Here is a 14,078-nt window from a genome sequence, read left to right as displayed (position 1 = left end):
GTGACGAACGTAAAACGAACGATCCTTCTCTTTGAATCGAGACCGTCATGCCCACCGCCACCGCCCCCTCCGCGGGGCGCAGAACCCTCGCGGTGCTCGTCCTCATACCGGTCGTCGCGGCCCTGGCCCTCTCCGTCTTCGCCTGGCCGGCCGCCCGGATCGCCCCTCGCGACCTGCCGCTCGGCGTGGCCGGGCCCGCCGCCGCGGCCGGAGCCGTCGAGAAGGAGCTCGGACGGCACGAGGGCGCCTTCGAGGTCCACCGTTACGCGGACGCGGAGGCCGCCCGGGCAGCCGTCGAGCACCGCGATGTATACGGCGCCGTCGTCGTCACCGCCGGCGGCACGGAGCTGCTGACCGCGTCCGCGGGAGGCCCGGTGGTGGCCGGCCTGCTGCGGGAGGCCGTCGCCGCGCAGGCGCCGGCCGGGGCGCAGGTCCGGGTCACGGACGTGGTCGCCGCCCCGGCGGACGACCCCCGGGGCGCCGCGTTCGGCGCCAGCCTGCTCCCCCTCGCGCTCATCGGGGCGGCCACCGGCGTGGTCACGGTCCTGACGGGGCTGCGCGGAGCACGCGCGGCCGCGGCCCTGGCGGGCGCGGCGGCGTTCGCGGGAGTGACGGTCGCCGCCCTCGCCGACAGCTGGCTCGGCGTGCTGACCGGCGACTGGTGGGCGGAGGCCGGGGTGGTCGGCCTGACCGTACTCGCGATCGGAGCGGCCTTCGCGGGGCTCGCCACCCTGCTCGGCAAGCCCGGGTTCGGGCTCGCGGCGGTCTTGACGATCCTGGTCGGCAACGCGTTCTCGGGCGTGACGAGCGCGCCCGAGATGCTGCCCACCGGCATCGGGGCGCTCGGCCAGTGGCTGCCGCCCGGCGCCGCGGGCTCAGCCCTCCGCTCGGTGTCCGCCTTCGACGGGGCGGCGGCGGGCCGGCCCCTCCTCGTCCTCTCCGTCTGGGCGGCCGCGGGCCTCGCCCTGACGGTGTTCGGCGACCGTCGGCGCCGGGGCTCGGCGGCCCCTGCGGCGACTCCGGCACCGGTGCTCGCGTCCTGAGCACCCCTGCCCCGGAAGCGGCGTGCCCCCGACCGAGACGGTCGGGGGCACGCCGCTTCCGCGTGGCGCCGCTCAGGGGGCGCCGGGCTCGCGGTGGTGCGCGGCGATGCCGAAGCGGCGCTGTTCGCCGGGAGCGGAGTCGACGGCGTGGAGGCCGGAGAGGGAGCTGACGACCTGCTCGTCGGCGGGCTTCTCGGCGGCTTCGAGTTCGGCCAGGTCAGCCGCGGACACGAGGGCGACCAGCGGCTTGCCGTGGCGGGTGACGACGACGCGCTCCCCGCCGTAGACGACGCGGTTGATGAGGTCGGCGAGCTCGGCCCGGGCTTGCGTCACCGGGATCTCGTAGGTCATGCTCCTCATCTTACGGCCTGTACGTCCTGTACATTTTTTACAGATGGAGGTGCCCGTCATGGACGCCCGACACGTCCTGCCCTCGTTCACGGAGCGGACCGGCTTCGGAACCCGCACCCTCGACCCGTACTCCAAGCTGCTGGAGTCGCGGATCGTCTTCCTCGGCACTCCGATCGACGAGACCTCGGCCAACGACGTCATCGCGCAGCTGCTGTACCTCGACCACGCGTCCCCGGGGCAGGACATCGCGCTGTACATCAACTCCCCCGGCGGAGCGGTCACCGCGATGACGGCGATCCACGACACGATGGGCTCGCTCCACTCCGACGTGGAGACGACCTGCCTGGGCCGCGCCGAGTCCACCGCGGCCGTGCTGCTCGCGGCCGGCACCCCGGGCAAGCGCATGGTCCTCCCCGGCGCCCGGGTCACGCTCGAACAGCCCGCCCTGGACGAGCCGATGCGGGGACAGCCGAGCGATCTGGACGTCCACGCGCGCGAACTGCTGCGGCAGCGCGCCCTGGTGGCCGCCATGCTCACCGAACACACGGGGCGGAGCCGGGAGCGGATCGACGCCGACCTGGACCGCCTCACGGTCCTGGACGCCCCCGCGGCGGTCGCGTACGGCCTGGTCGACCACCTCGTCAGCCGCCGGCGGGCTCCCGCCGGCGGCGTGGCGCGGTGAGACCGACGTGGTCCCCGAGCTGCCGCCGCTGCCCGCCCTGACCCGGGCCGAGGGCGAGTTCGTCGACGCCTACCTCGAAGTCGTCGACCTCCTGGGGAAGATCAACCCATCCAGGGGTTCGCATACCTATGGGGCCCTGCGGGCGGCACAAGCCCTGGTGGGGCGAGTCGAGGCGCTGCGTGCCGCCCTGACGCTCATGCACATGCGGGGCGAGAACGAGGTGCACGCGGACACATTGGCGCGCGCCCTGCGGGTGTTGGACGGCGAGCGCCGGACGGGGCGGGTCACCGTCCCCGACACCCGCGCGAGTTGACATTCCCGCGTGTCGTGTCGAGGGCCGGACGGCCGACGCGCGCCGCAGAATCCCTCGCTCGTTCGGCGTAGTCGACGAGTCGACAAATGCAGCGGGTGAGTTGCGCAGCAGGTGTACACATCTGGCGGAATCGAACGTTCCATCGCTGGTGCGGGGCTCGTCGGCCAAACCTCGGAAGATCACAAAGGCTGCCTGTCCACCTGAATGGATCAGTCGTGAGGAGCCTCACATATCGCCGTTTCAACTCGGTTTTCGCCCATGTCGTGAGTCAAGATCCCTGACGACGACAAGCCCCCGCCGCCGCGGCGGGGCGGTCCGGGCGGACGCCGAGTCCTGCCGCTGTCCCGGACGTCTGGTCGACAGGAGTGGATCGGCAGGAGTGGAGGACCCGATTTTTACGGGGCGTACGCGCTGTTCCGGCAGCGAGGCCGCTCCTTGGGGTGAAGCCGCAGCCGCGGCCGGGCATCTTCGCCAGCCCGAACCCGACAGGTCATCCTTCGCAGGCGGCTGACGAAGGGTTGCGCATGACTGCGCAGATGCACGTCCCGTCCCTGCTGTCCCGGGCCGGAGCCGTCTCGGCTCTCACCCTCGCCGCCGTCGGCGGCACGCTGCTCGCACCGGGAGCGGCGCCGGAGGCCCAGGCAGCCACCTCACACGCGTACAAGGCACTCAGCGTCGCCCAGTCCAAGAAGGGAGCCCCGTACCGGTACGGAGCCAGTGGACCCACCCGGTTCGACTGCTCCGGCCTGACGCTCTACGCGTACAAGAAGGCGGGCAAGTCGCTGCCCCGCACCGCGCAGCAGCAGTACAACAAGACCCGGCACATCGCCGCGTCCAGCAGACAACAGGGGGACCTGGTCTTCTTCCACTCCGGTGGGAGGGTCTACCACGTGGGCATCTACGCCGGGGCGGGCAAGATCTGGCACTCGCCCAAGACGGGCTCGTGGGTGAAGCTCGACAGGATCTGGTCGTCGAAGGTCTACTACGGCCGCGTCCGATGACGACCCGTGTACGGCCGCGTCCCTGACGGCCCCCGGCCGCTGACACGGCCTCTCGGACCGGCATGAGCAGCGGGGTGGCGCCGCCCCGCTCTCCGGCCGGACCACCGCCCCGGCACCCCGGTGTCCCCGTCGGCACCACCGGCGTGGAACCTCCACGAGCCGCCGGAGCCCCGTACGACCGCCCCTCCCCGCACCACCGTGCGGCCGCCCCGTCCCGGCGGCCGGCCGGCCCCTGCGGGCGGGTCAGCGGATCGGTACGGGGGCGGCCGTCCAGGGGAGGGTGATCCAGACCGTCTTGCCGCCGTCGTCGGTCGGCGTGACGGAGAACCGGCCGCCCGCCTCGGCCGCGAGCGAGCGGATGATGACGAGGCCGCGGCCGTTGTCCTGCTGGACCGCCGCCGGCAGACGGCGGGGCCTGCGGGGGTGGCTGTCGGTCACCCCGATGTGGAGGACCTCCTCGCGCACCAGACGGACGTCGACGGTGAACGTCGGCGACAGGCCGAAGGTGTGGAGGACGGCGTTGGTGGCCAGTTCCGAGACGATCAGACGGATCGCGTCGGCGGTGTCCGCGGTGTCGTCGAGTCCCCAGCCGGTGAGGACGTCCGCGACGTACCGCCGGGCCGTGGGGACCGAGGCGGGCTCGCTCGGCAGCGTGACGGATGCTTCCTGGTGATCTGCCATGCGACGCTGTCCCTTTCCCGCCGGGAACATCGTCCCGGATTGCACTTCGCGTCAGAGTGCCACCGATCGTGCCGCCCCGGGCGGGGTTCCACCAAGATATGTCCCTGTCTGTCGCCCGAAGCGGTGAACTCTGCGGCCCGCGCACACGCTTGGGCCGCCGTCGCGTCGGCCGGCGGGCATCCGGCCGCCCCGTCCGGGCGGCGCCGGGCGACTCAGCCGACGGGCGCCGTCCGCAGGATCGTCTCCACCGCGCACTCGATCTGCGCGTCGGTCAGGTCGGCCCGGGCCGTCAGGCGCAGCCGCGAGATGCCGTCGGGCACCGAGGGCGGCCGGAAGCAGCCGACGACCAGGCCCTGCTCGCGGCAGTCCGCGGCCCAGGCGAGCGCGGCCTCCGGGGAGGGGGCGCGGACCGAGACGACGGCGGCGTCGGGGCGGGCCGCGGTCAGCCCGGCGTCGGTGAGCCGCCGGTGCAGGACGGTCGCGACGGTCCGGGCCCGCTCGGCGAGGCCCGGTTCCGCGGCGATCCCCCGCAGGGCGGCCAGCGCGCCGCCCGCGGCGGCGGGGGCGAGCCCGGTGTCGAAGATGAAGGTGCGGGCTGCGTTCACCAGGTGCTCGACGACCCGGGCGGGCCCGAGGACGGCGCCGCCCTGGCTGCCCAGGGACTTGGACAGGGTGAGGGTCGCGACGACGTCCTCGTCGCCGGCCAGACCGGCCTCGTGCAGGGCTCCCCGGCCGCCTTCGCCGAGCACGCCGAAGCCGTGGGCGTCGTCCACCACCAGACCGGCGCCGTGCGCGCGGCAGGCCGCGGCCAGTTCCGGCAGCGGCGCCTTGTCGCCGTCGACTCCGATCGACGAGACCTCGGCCAACGACGTCATCGCGCAGCTGCTGTACCTCGACCACGCGTCCCCGGGGCAGGACATCGCGCTGTACATCAACTCCCCCGGCGGAGCGGTCACCGCGATGACGGCGATCCACGACACGATGGGCTCGCTCCACTCCGACGTGGAGACGACCTGCCTGGGCCGCGCCGAGTCCACCGCGGCCGTGCTGCTCGCGGCCGGCACCCCGGGCAAGCGCATGGTCCTCCCCGGCGCCCGGGTCACGCTCGAACAGCCCGCCCTGGACGAGCCGATGCGGGGACAGCCGAGCGATCTGGACGTCCACGCGCGCGAACTGCTGCGGCAGCGCGCCCTGGTGGCCGCCATGCTCACCGAACACACGGGGCGGAGCCGGGAGCGGATCGACGCCGACCTGGACCGCCTCACGGTCCTGGACGCCCCCGCGGCGGTCGCGTACGGCCTGGTCGACCACCTCGTCAGCCGCCGGCGGGCTCCCGCCGGCGGCGTGGCGCGGTGAGACCGACGTGGTCCCCGAGCTGCCGCCGCTGCCCGCCCTGACCCGGGCCGAGGGCGAGTTCGTCGACGCCTACCTCGAAGTCGTCGACCTCCTGGGGAAGATCAACCCATCCAGGGGTTCGCATACCTATGGGGCCCTGCGGGCGGCACAAGCCCTGGTGGGGCGAGTCGAGGCGCTGCGTGCCGCCCTGACGCTCATGCACATGCGGGGCGAGAACGAGGTGCACGCGGACACATTGGCGCGCGCCCTGCGGGTGTTGGACGGCGAGCGCCGGACGGGGCGGGTCACCGTCCCCGACACCCGCGCGAGTTGACATTCCCGCGTGTCGTGTCGAGGGCCGGACGGCCGACGCGCGCCGCAGAATCCCTCGCTCGTTCGGCGTAGTCGACGAGTCGACAAATGCAGCGGGTGAGTTGCGCAGCAGGTGTACACATCTGGCGGAATCGAACGTTCCATCGCTGGTGCGGGGCTCGTCGGCCAAACCTCGGAAGATCACAAAGGCTGCCTGTCCACCTGAATGGATCAGTCGTGAGGAGCCTCACATATCGCCGTTTCAACTCGGTTTTCGCCCATGTCGTGAGTCAAGATCCCTGACGACGACAAGCCCCCGCCGCCGCGGCGGGGCGGTCCGGGCGGACGCCGAGTCCTGCCGCTGTCCCGGACGTCTGGTCGACAGGAGTGGATCGGCAGGAGTGGAGGACCCGATTTTTACGGGGCGTACGCGCTGTTCCGGCAGCGAGGCCGCTCCTTGGGGTGAAGCCGCAGCCGCGGCCGGGCATCTTCGCCAGCCCGAACCCGACAGGTCATCCTTCGCAGGCGGCTGACGAAGGGTTGCGCATGACTGCGCAGATGCACGTCCCGTCCCTGCTGTCCCGGGCCGGAGCCGTCTCGGCTCTCACCCTCGCCGCCGTCGGCGGCACGCTGCTCGCACCGGGAGCGGCGCCGGAGGCCCAGGCAGCCACCTCACACGCGTACAAGGCACTCAGCGTCGCCCAGTCCAAGAAGGGAGCCCCGTACCGGTACGGAGCCAGTGGACCCACCCGGTTCGACTGCTCCGGCCTGACGCTCTACGCGTACAAGAAGGCGGGCAAGTCGCTGCCCCGCACCGCGCAGCAGCAGTACAACAAGACCCGGCACATCGCCGCGTCCAGCAGACAACAGGGGGACCTGGTCTTCTTCCACTCCGGTGGGAGGGTCTACCACGTGGGCATCTACGCCGGGGCGGGCAAGATCTGGCACTCGCCCAAGACGGGCTCGTGGGTGAAGCTCGACAGGATCTGGTCGTCGAAGGTCTACTACGGCCGCGTCCGATGACGACCCGTGTACGGCCGCGTCCCTGACGGCCCCCGGCCGCTGACACGGCCTCTCGGACCGGCATGAGCAGCGGGGTGGCGCCGCCCCGCTCTCCGGCCGGACCACCGCCCCGGCACCCCGGTGTCCCCGTCGGCACCACCGGCGTGGAACCTCCACGAGCCGCCGGAGCCCCGTACGACCGCCCCTCCCCGCACCACCGTGCGGCCGCCCCGTCCCGGCGGCCGGCCGGCCCCTGCGGGCGGGTCAGCGGATCGGTACGGGGGCGGCCGTCCAGGGGAGGGTGATCCAGACCGTCTTGCCGCCGTCGTCGGTCGGCGTGACGGAGAACCGGCCGCCCGCCTCGGCCGCGAGCGAGCGGATGATGACGAGGCCGCGGCCGTTGTCCTGCTGGACCGCCGCCGGCAGACGGCGGGGCCTGCGGGGGTGGCTGTCGGTCACCCCGATGTGGAGGACCTCCTCGCGCACCAGACGGACGTCGACGGTGAACGTCGGCGACAGGCCGAAGGTGTGGAGGACGGCGTTGGTGGCCAGTTCCGAGACGATCAGACGGATCGCGTCGGCGGTGTCCGCGGTGTCGTCGAGTCCCCAGCCGGTGAGGACGTCCGCGACGTACCGCCGGGCCGTGGGGACCGAGGCGGGCTCGCTCGGCAGCGTGACGGATGCTTCCTGGTGATCTGCCATGCGACGCTGTCCCTTTCCCGCCGGGAACATCGTCCCGGATTGCACTTCGCGTCAGAGTGCCACCGATCGTGCCGCCCCGGGCGGGGTTCCACCAAGATATGTCCCTGTCTGTCGCCCGAAGCGGTGAACTCTGCGGCCCGCGCACACGCTTGGGCCGCCGTCGCGTCGGCCGGCGGGCATCCGGCCGCCCCGTCCGGGCGGCGCCGGGCGACTCAGCCGACGGGCGCCGTCCGCAGGATCGTCTCCACCGCGCACTCGATCTGCGCGTCGGTCAGGTCGGCCCGGGCCGTCAGGCGCAGCCGCGAGATGCCGTCGGGCACCGAGGGCGGCCGGAAGCAGCCGACGACCAGGCCCTGCTCGCGGCAGTCCGCGGCCCAGGCGAGCGCGGCCTCCGGGGAGGGGGCGCGGACCGAGACGACGGCGGCGTCGGGGCGGGCCGCGGTCAGCCCGGCGTCGGTGAGCCGCCGGTGCAGGACGGTCGCGACGGTCCGGGCCCGCTCGGCGAGGCCCGGTTCCGCGGCGATCCCCCGCAGGGCGGCCAGCGCGCCGCCCGCGGCGGCGGGGGCGAGCCCGGTGTCGAAGATGAAGGTGCGGGCTGCGTTCACCAGGTGCTCGACGACCCGGGCGGGCCCGAGGACGGCGCCGCCCTGGCTGCCCAGGGACTTGGACAGGGTGAGGGTCGCGACGACGTCCTCGTCGCCGGCCAGACCGGCCTCGTGCAGGGCTCCCCGGCCGCCTTCGCCGAGCACGCCGAAGCCGTGGGCGTCGTCCACCACCAGACCGGCGCCGTGCGCGCGGCAGGCCGCGGCCAGTTCCGGCAGCGGCGCCTTGTCGCCGTCGACGGAGAAGACGGAGTCGCTGACGACCAGGGCGCGGCGCCCGGGGTGCGCGTCCAGGGTCTTGCGCACGGCCTCGGGGTCGGCGTGCGGGACGACGGCGGTCTCGGCGCGGGCGAGGCGGCAGCCGTCGACGATCGAGGCGTGGTTGGCGGCGTCGGAGACGATCAGGGAGTCCCGGCCGCCGAGCGCGGTGAGCACGGCGAGGTTGGCGGTGTAGCCGGAGGAGAAGACGAGGGCTGCCTCGAAGCCGCAGAAGTCGGCGAGTTCGCGCTCCAGACGGGCGTGCAGCCGGGTGGTGCCGGTGACGAGGCGCGAGCCGGTGGAGCCGGCGCCCCAGCGCCGTGCCGCCTCGGCCGCCGCCTCGGTGACCTCCGGCCGGCGGGTGAGCCCGAGGTAGTCGTTGCCCGCCAGGTCGAGGAGGTCCGACTCGGCCGCCCGGGGCCGCAGCGTCCGGACCAGACCGGCTTCCGCCCGGCGGCGCGCCTCGGCGTCGGTCCAGTCGAACGCGGTACGGCGCGGGCCCGCGGCCCGCGCGTCGTCGGCCTGTGGCATGCGGCGATCCTTTTGTAGGCAGCGCACAGACACTAGCCGGAGGAGGCCGAGGTCGGGATGTGGTCATCCACACACCCCGATCGGGGGCGTTTGTTCGGTTCCTCCTTGGCCCGGGGGTGGGCTGTAGGCAAGGATCAGCGGTTATGGACCTGCTGAACACGCTGGTGGAGAAGGGGCTGCGGCGCGAGCTGCCGACCCGTGAAGAAGCGCTCGCCGTGCTGGCGACGACCGACGACGAACTGCTCGATGTGGTGGCCGCGGCCGGCAAGGTGCGCCGCCAGTGGTTCGGCCGACGGGTGAAGCTCAACTATCTGGTCAACCTGAAGTCCGGGCTCTGCCCCGAGGACTGCTCGTACTGCTCGCAGCGCCTCGGCTCCAAGGCCGAGATCCTCAAGTACACCTGGCTCAAGCCGGACGAGGCGTCGCAGGCCGCCGCCGCGGGCGTCGCGGGCGGCGCCAAGCGGGTCTGCCTGGTGGCGAGCGGCCGCGGCCCGACGGACCGGGACGTGGAGCGCGTCGGCAGGACCATCGAGGCCATCAAGGAGCAGAACGAGGGCGTCGAGGTGTGCGCCTGCCTCGGTCTGCTCTCGGACGGCCAGGCGGAGCGGCTGCGCGAGGCCGGCGCCGACGCGTACAACCACAACCTGAACACGTCCGAGGCGACGTACGGGGGCATCACCAAGACCCACACGTACGCGGACCGCGTGGACACCGTGCAGAAGGCGCACGCCGCCGGTCTGTCGGCGTGCTCGGGTCTGATCGCGGGCATGGGCGAGACCGACGAGGACCTGGTCGACGTCGTCTACGCGCTGCGCGAGCTGGACTCGGACTCGGTCCCGGTCAACTTCCTCATCCCGTTCGAGGGGACCCCACTCGCCAAGGAGTGGAACCTCACCCCGCAGCGCTGTCTGCGGATCCTCGCGATGGTCCGGTTCGTCTGCCCCGACGTCGAGGTGCGGATCGCGGGCGGCCGTGAGGTGCACCTGCGCTCGATGCAGCCCCTGGCGCTGAACATCGCGAACTCGATCTTCCTCGGCGACTACCTGACCAGCGAGGGCCAGGCCGGCCAGGCCGACCTCGACATGATCGCGGACGCCGGTTTCGAGGTGGAGGGCGCGGGCACCACGACGCTGCCGGCCCACCGCGCGGACGCACTCGCCGCGGCGGGCGGCGGCTGCGGCTCGCACGGCGCGACCGAGGGGGGCGGCGGCTGCGGTACGCAGGCGACGGCCGACGGCGACGCGGGCTGCGGCGGACACGCCGGCGGCGGCTGCGGTCCCTGCGGCGGTCACGCGGCGGAGCCGGCGCAGGCCCCCGCCGCCGAGGCGGACGCCGCCGCGAACGGCGCCCGTCCCGACCTGGTGGCGGTGCGCCGCCGGGGCGCCGGCACCGACCTGGCCCCGAATGCGTAACGACGAACTGCTCGCCCTGGACCGGGCGCACGTCTGGCACCCGTACGGCCCCATGCCGGGCCGCGCGGAACCGCTGGTCGTCGCGTCCGCCTCCGGTGTGCGCCTCCGGCTCGCCGAACCGGCCGAGGGCCAGGACGAGTTGGTCGACGGCATGTCGTCGTGGTGGTCGGCGATCCACGGCTACAACCACCCCGTGCTCAACGAGGCGATCCGCGGCCAGCTGGACCGGATGAGCCACGTCATGTTCGGCGGGCTCACCCACGAGCCCGCGGTGCGGCTCGCGGCCCGGCTCGTCGAGATCACGCCCGAGCCGCTGCGGCACGTCTTCCTGAGCGACTCGGGATCCGTCTCCGTCGAGGTGGCGGTCAAGATGTGCCTGCAGCACTGGCGCTCCCTCGGCCGCCCCGAGAAGCAGCGGCTGCTGACCTGGCGCGGCGGCTACCACGGCGACACCTGGCAGCCGATGTCGGTCTGCGACCCGCAGGGCGGGATGCACGAGCTGTGGACCGGCGTCCTCCAGCGTCAGGTCTTCGTGGACGCGCCGCCGGCCGCCTTCGAGGAGTCGTACGCCGAGCTGCTGCGGGCCGAGATCGGGCGCCACGCGCACGAGCTGGCCGCCGTGGTGGTGGAGCCGGTGGTGCAGGGCGCGGGCGGGATGCGGTTCCACGACCCGGCGTACCTGCGGGTGCTGCGCGAGGCGTGCGACGCACACGACGTCCTGCTCGTCTTCGACGAGATCGCGACCGGGTTCGGCCGTACGGGCCGCCTGTTCGCCGCCGACCAGGCGGGCGTCTCCCCCGACGTGATGTGCGTGGGCAAGGCGATGACCGGCGGCTACCTGTCGATGGCGGCGACGCTCTGCACGAGCCGCGTCGCCGACGGGATCTCGCAGGGCGAGGTGCCGATCCTGGCGCACGGGCCGACCTTCATGGGCAACCCGCTCGCCTCCGCCGTGGCCCTCGCCTCGCTCGACCTGCTGCTCTCCCAGGACTGGGAGGTCGAGGTCAAGCGGATCGAGACCGGGCTGCGGACGGGCCTCGCTCCGGCGGCCGACCTGCCGGGCGTCCGGGAAGTGCGGGTGCTCGGCGCGATCGGCGTCGTGCAGCTCGACCACCCGGTCGACATGGAGGCGGCGACGCGCGCGGCGGTCCGGGAGGGCGTGTGGCTGCGCCCGTTCCGGGACCTCGTCTACACGATGCCGCCGTACGTGACCGGCGAGGAGGACCTGGCGAGGATCTGCGGGGCGGTCCTCGCGGCGGCCGCGGCGGGCTGACCGGCCCGCACGGAAGACCGATCAGGATGGACGGAAGGAGCGGGGCAGCAGTGGGAATCATCGTCGTCAGCGGTACGGGGACGGAGATCGGCAAGACCGTCGTCACGGCGGCGGTGGCCGCCGTCGCGACCGCGGCGGGACGGTCGGTCGCCGTCCTGAAGCCCGCGCAGACGGGCGTCGGCCCGGACGAGCGGGGGGACGCGGACGAGGTCGTCCGGCTGTCCGGGGCCGTGACCTCCGCCGAGCTGGCCCGCTTCCCGGAGCCGCTGGCCCCGGACACGGCCGCCCGGCGGTCGGGCCTCGCCCCGGTCGGTCCCTCCGAGGTCGCCGAGGCCGCCCGGAAGCTCGCCGCCGATCACGACCTGGTGGTCGTGGAGGGCGCCGGCGGCCTCCTGGTCCGCTTCGACGAGGAGGGCGGCACGCTCGCCGACGTGGCATCGCTCCTCGGCGCCCCGGTCCTGGTGGTGGTCCCGGCCGGCCTGGGAACCCTCAACACCGCCGCCCTGACGGGCGAGGCGCTGCGGGCGCGCGGCGTCGAGCAGTTGGGCGTCGTCGTCGGCAGCTGGCCGGACGCTCCCGACCTCGCCGCGCGCTGCAACCTCGCCGACCTGCCCCGGTCGGCGCAGGCGCCCCTGCTGGGGGCCGTACCGGAGGGTTCGGGGTCGCTCGCTCCGGCCGAGTTCCGGGCGGCGGCCGGCGACTGGCTGGCGCCGGCGCTCGGCGGCCGCTGGGACGCGGAGGCGTTCGCCGCGGCAGTCGGGGTCTGACGTCCGCACGGCCCCGGCGACGGTCGATCCGTAGGCTGGGGCCATGCGCGCTCACGTTCAGGAGATCGTCTTCGACTGTGCCGGTCCCGCGGCACTCGTCCGGTTCTGGTCCGGGCTGCTCGGCGGGGAACCCGTCGACCGGAGCGAGGACTGGTCGTACGTCGACCCGCCGGAGTTCGTCCGGATCGCCTTCCAGCGGGTGCCCGAGGGCAAGGCCGCGAAGAACCGGCTCCATCTCGACCTGGAGGTCGAGGACCCGGAGCGGGCCGCCGACGAGGCGCTCGTGTCCGGCGCGGTCAGGGTCGGCGGGCTCGTCACCGACGAGCAGGGTTCCTTCCAGGTCATGCGGGACCCGGAGGGCAACGAGTTCTGCTTCGTGACCGGGTGAGGGGCGTACGGTGACCTCGCCGCGGCCCGGTGGCCGGGCGCCCCGCGTCCATCACCCCCTGTTCGCACGGTTCTACGCGCGCGTGAGCGTGTCGGCGGACGTCCACGGCGGCGTCGGCGCCCTGCGCGCGGAGCTGCTCTCCGGGCTCGGCGGCCGGGTGGTGGAGATCGGCGCCGGGAACGGCCTGAACTTCGCGCACTACCCGGACGGTGTCACCGAGGTCGTCGCCGTCGAGCCCGAGGACCACCTGCGGCGCCTCGCCGAGGAGGCCGCGCGCCGCGCGCCCGTCCCGGTGACCGTGCTGCCGGGGACGGCGGAGGCCCTGCCGGCCGGGGACGACTCCTTCGACGCGGCCGTCGTCTCGCTGGTGCTGTGCACGGTGCGCAGCGTGCCCGCGGCCCTCGCGGAGGTGCGCCGGGTGGTGCGCCCCGGCGGCGAGCTCCGTTTCCTGGAGCACGGGGCGGCGGACTCGCCCGGCCTCGCGCGCGTGCAGCGGGGTCTCGACCGCACGGTCTGGCCCCTGCTCTTCGGCGGCTGCCACACCTCCCGCGACCCGATCGCCGCTCTCGGGGCGGCCGGCCTCACCGTCGTGTCGTCCCGCTCCTTCGACCTGCCGGAGAACGGCCCGCGCCTGCCGTCCTCGCCCTGCTTCCTGGGCACCGCCCGGGTCTAGGGGGTGTCTTGTCGATCAGGCCGGATCAGGCCGCGAACCCCCACGATCGGCAGGACGCCCCCTCGGGGGCGAACGGCGTCCGTCCCGGCCCGCGGAACTCCGTGGCAGCGCCGGGGTCGGCCGTGGTGGGATCCGGCCATGAGCGATCTTCAGATACGTGCCGCCACCGCCGCCGACGCCGAGGACGTCCTGACCTTCTGGAAGGAGTCGGCCGAGGGGACCTCGATCTCGGACGACGTGAACGGGGTGACCCGGCTCGTCGCGCGCGACCCCGAGGCGCTGGTCCTCGCCCTGGCCGACGGACGGATCGTCGGGTCGGTGATCGCCGGCTGGGACGGCTGGCGCGCCTCCCTCTACCGGCTCGCCGTCCTGCCCTCGCACCGCAGGCGGGGGATCTCCACCGCGCTGCTGCGGGCGGCGGAGGAGCGATTCGTCGCGCTGGGCGGCCGCCGCGCGGACGCCATGGTCCTGGAGGCGAACGAGACGGGACGGCGGCTGTGGGCGGCCGCGGGGTACGGGCGTGAGGACCACTGGCGCCGCTGGGTGAAGCCGCTGAAGGGGTGAGTCCGGACCGCGGGCGCGCGGTGGTCGCCTCGCCGTCGCGGGTTTGCCCGGTACGGCCCGGGGGAGGTGACGGACACCGTGTCCCGGTTCCGCCCGCGGGTGATCACCACCACACTCGGGGTCTGCGCGCGGGGGTGATCACCTCCTCGCTTTGCCCGTCCTTTACCATGGTGGCTCATCCCCACGAC

Annotated in this window: 17 protein-coding genes, 1 pseudogene and 2 riboswitches; of the genes and pseudogenes, 13 read left to right on the top strand and 5 right to left on the bottom strand. The window is 73.9% G+C overall.

From position 1 onward, the window contains the following. Positions 1-47 precede the first annotated feature (47 nt). Positions 48-1,043: an ABC transporter permease gene (locus tag AB0424_RS00535; RefSeq protein WP_366301042.1), complete on the top strand. Its 996-nt coding sequence runs from the start codon at positions 48-50 to the stop codon at positions 1,041-1,043. Positions 1,044-1,115: 72 nt separating this feature from the next. Here the strand turns inward: AB0424_RS00535 and AB0424_RS00530 are convergent, their stop codons facing one another. Next, positions 1,116-1,394 carry a type II toxin-antitoxin system Phd/YefM family antitoxin gene (locus AB0424_RS00530; protein WP_366301041.1) on the bottom strand — a complete coding sequence of 93 codons (279 nt, stop codon included), beginning with the start codon at positions 1,392-1,394 and terminating at the stop codon, positions 1,116-1,118. 58 nt (positions 1,395-1,452) lie between these two features. On the opposite strand from AB0424_RS00530, the gene AB0424_RS00525 reads away from it, so the two are divergent. The 3 genes from AB0424_RS00525 (at position 1,453) to AB0424_RS00515 (ending at position 3,390) form a co-directional block, all read left to right on the top strand. Continuing rightward, a complete protein-coding gene (locus AB0424_RS00525; protein WP_366301040.1) occupies positions 1,453-2,076 on the top strand; it encodes an ATP-dependent Clp protease proteolytic subunit in 624 nt (207 codons plus the stop codon). A 7-nt stretch (positions 2,077-2,083) separates the two neighbouring features. Continuing rightward, a complete protein-coding gene (locus AB0424_RS00520; protein ID WP_366301038.1) occupies positions 2,084-2,389 on the top strand; it encodes a hypothetical protein in 306 nt (101 codons plus the stop codon). Between the two features lie 314 nt (positions 2,390-2,703). After that, positions 2,704-2,910: riboswitch (cyclic di-AMP (ydaO/yuaA leader) on the top strand. Positions 2,911-2,913: 3 nt separating this feature from the next. After that, entirely contained in the window at positions 2,914-3,390 is a 477-nt protein-coding gene (locus AB0424_RS00515; protein ID WP_366301036.1) for a C40 family peptidase, read from the top strand. A gap of 243 nt (positions 3,391-3,633) precedes the next feature. Here AB0424_RS00515 and AB0424_RS00510 read toward each other — a convergent pair whose 3' ends face one another. Together AB0424_RS00510 and AB0424_RS00505 are read right to left on the bottom strand one after the other, a co-directional pair. After that, positions 3,634-4,071 carry an ATP-binding protein gene (locus AB0424_RS00510; protein WP_366301035.1) on the bottom strand — a complete coding sequence of 146 codons (438 nt, stop codon included), beginning with the start codon at positions 4,069-4,071 and terminating at the stop codon, positions 3,634-3,636. A gap of 212 nt (positions 4,072-4,283) precedes the next feature. Further along, positions 4,284-4,913, bottom strand: a pseudogene (locus AB0424_RS00505) (aminotransferase class I/II-fold pyridoxal phosphate-dependent enzyme); the annotation flags it as partial. Here AB0424_RS00505 and AB0424_RS00500 point away from each other — a divergent pair. The 3 genes from AB0424_RS00500 to AB0424_RS00490 all read left to right on the top strand — a co-directional run bounded on the left by AB0424_RS00500 (position 4,900) and on the right by AB0424_RS00490 (position 6,741). After that, complete coding sequence (locus AB0424_RS00500; RefSeq protein WP_366301039.1) at positions 4,900-5,427, top strand: ATP-dependent Clp protease proteolytic subunit; 528 nt, start codon at positions 4,900-4,902, stop codon at positions 5,425-5,427. The pseudogene AB0424_RS00505 and the gene AB0424_RS00500 sit on opposite strands and share 14 nt — an antisense overlap. A gap of 7 nt (positions 5,428-5,434) precedes the next feature. Next, positions 5,435-5,740, top strand: coding sequence for a hypothetical protein (locus tag AB0424_RS00495; protein ID WP_366301038.1), 306 nt, complete (start codon positions 5,435-5,437; stop codon positions 5,738-5,740). Between the two features lie 314 nt (positions 5,741-6,054). Further along, a riboswitch (cyclic di-AMP (ydaO/yuaA leader) is annotated at positions 6,055-6,261 on the top strand. A 3-nt stretch (positions 6,262-6,264) separates the two neighbouring features. Further along, positions 6,265-6,741, top strand: coding sequence for a C40 family peptidase (locus AB0424_RS00490; protein WP_366301036.1), 477 nt, complete (start codon positions 6,265-6,267; stop codon positions 6,739-6,741). Positions 6,742-6,984: 243 nt separating this feature from the next. Here AB0424_RS00490 and AB0424_RS00485 read toward each other — a convergent pair whose 3' ends face one another. Together AB0424_RS00485 and AB0424_RS00480 are read right to left on the bottom strand one after the other, a co-directional pair. Continuing rightward, entirely contained in the window at positions 6,985-7,422 is a 438-nt protein-coding gene (locus AB0424_RS00485; RefSeq protein WP_366301035.1) for an ATP-binding protein, read from the bottom strand. Between the two features lie 212 nt (positions 7,423-7,634). Further along, a complete protein-coding gene (locus AB0424_RS00480; RefSeq protein ID WP_366301034.1) occupies positions 7,635-8,813 on the bottom strand; it encodes an 8-amino-7-oxononanoate synthase in 1,179 nt (392 codons plus the stop codon). 143 nt (positions 8,814-8,956) lie between these two features. Here AB0424_RS00480 and bioB point away from each other — a divergent pair, with 143 nt between their 5' ends. The 6 genes from bioB to AB0424_RS00450 all read left to right on the top strand — a co-directional run bounded on the left by bioB (position 8,957) and on the right by AB0424_RS00450 (position 13,890). Continuing rightward, positions 8,957-10,225, top strand: a complete 1,269-nt coding sequence (gene bioB, locus AB0424_RS00475) for a biotin synthase BioB (protein ID WP_366301033.1) — start codon at positions 8,957-8,959, stop codon at positions 10,223-10,225. After that, a complete protein-coding gene (locus tag AB0424_RS00470) occupies positions 10,218-11,498 on the top strand; it encodes an adenosylmethionine--8-amino-7-oxononanoate transaminase (RefSeq protein WP_366301032.1) in 1,281 nt (426 codons plus the stop codon). Before bioB ends, AB0424_RS00470 begins: the two co-directional genes overlap by 8 nt. A gap of 50 nt (positions 11,499-11,548) precedes the next feature. After that, positions 11,549-12,265, top strand: a complete 717-nt coding sequence (gene bioD, locus AB0424_RS00465; RefSeq protein WP_366301031.1) for a dethiobiotin synthase — start codon at positions 11,549-11,551, stop codon at positions 12,263-12,265. Positions 12,266-12,308: 43 nt separating this feature from the next. After that, complete coding sequence (locus AB0424_RS00460; protein ID WP_366301029.1) at positions 12,309-12,653, top strand: VOC family protein; 345 nt, start codon at positions 12,309-12,311, stop codon at positions 12,651-12,653. 82 nt (positions 12,654-12,735) lie between these two features. Further along, complete coding sequence (locus AB0424_RS00455; protein WP_366301028.1) at positions 12,736-13,326, top strand: class I SAM-dependent methyltransferase; 591 nt, start codon at positions 12,736-12,738, stop codon at positions 13,324-13,326. Between the two features lie 138 nt (positions 13,327-13,464). Then, positions 13,465-13,890: a GNAT family N-acetyltransferase gene (locus AB0424_RS00450; RefSeq protein ID WP_366301027.1), complete on the top strand. Its 426-nt coding sequence runs from the start codon at positions 13,465-13,467 to the stop codon at positions 13,888-13,890. The last annotated feature ends 188 nt before the right edge of the window (positions 13,891-14,078 follow it).

It is taken from the genome of Streptomyces sp. NPDC051180 (genome assembly GCF_040689545.1).
In the GTDB taxonomy this organism is placed as follows: Bacteria; Actinomycetota; Actinomycetes; order Streptomycetales; family Streptomycetaceae; genus Streptomyces.
The sequence above is the reverse complement of the archived record's forward strand: the minus strand, read 5'-3'. Positions and strand labels throughout refer to the sequence as shown.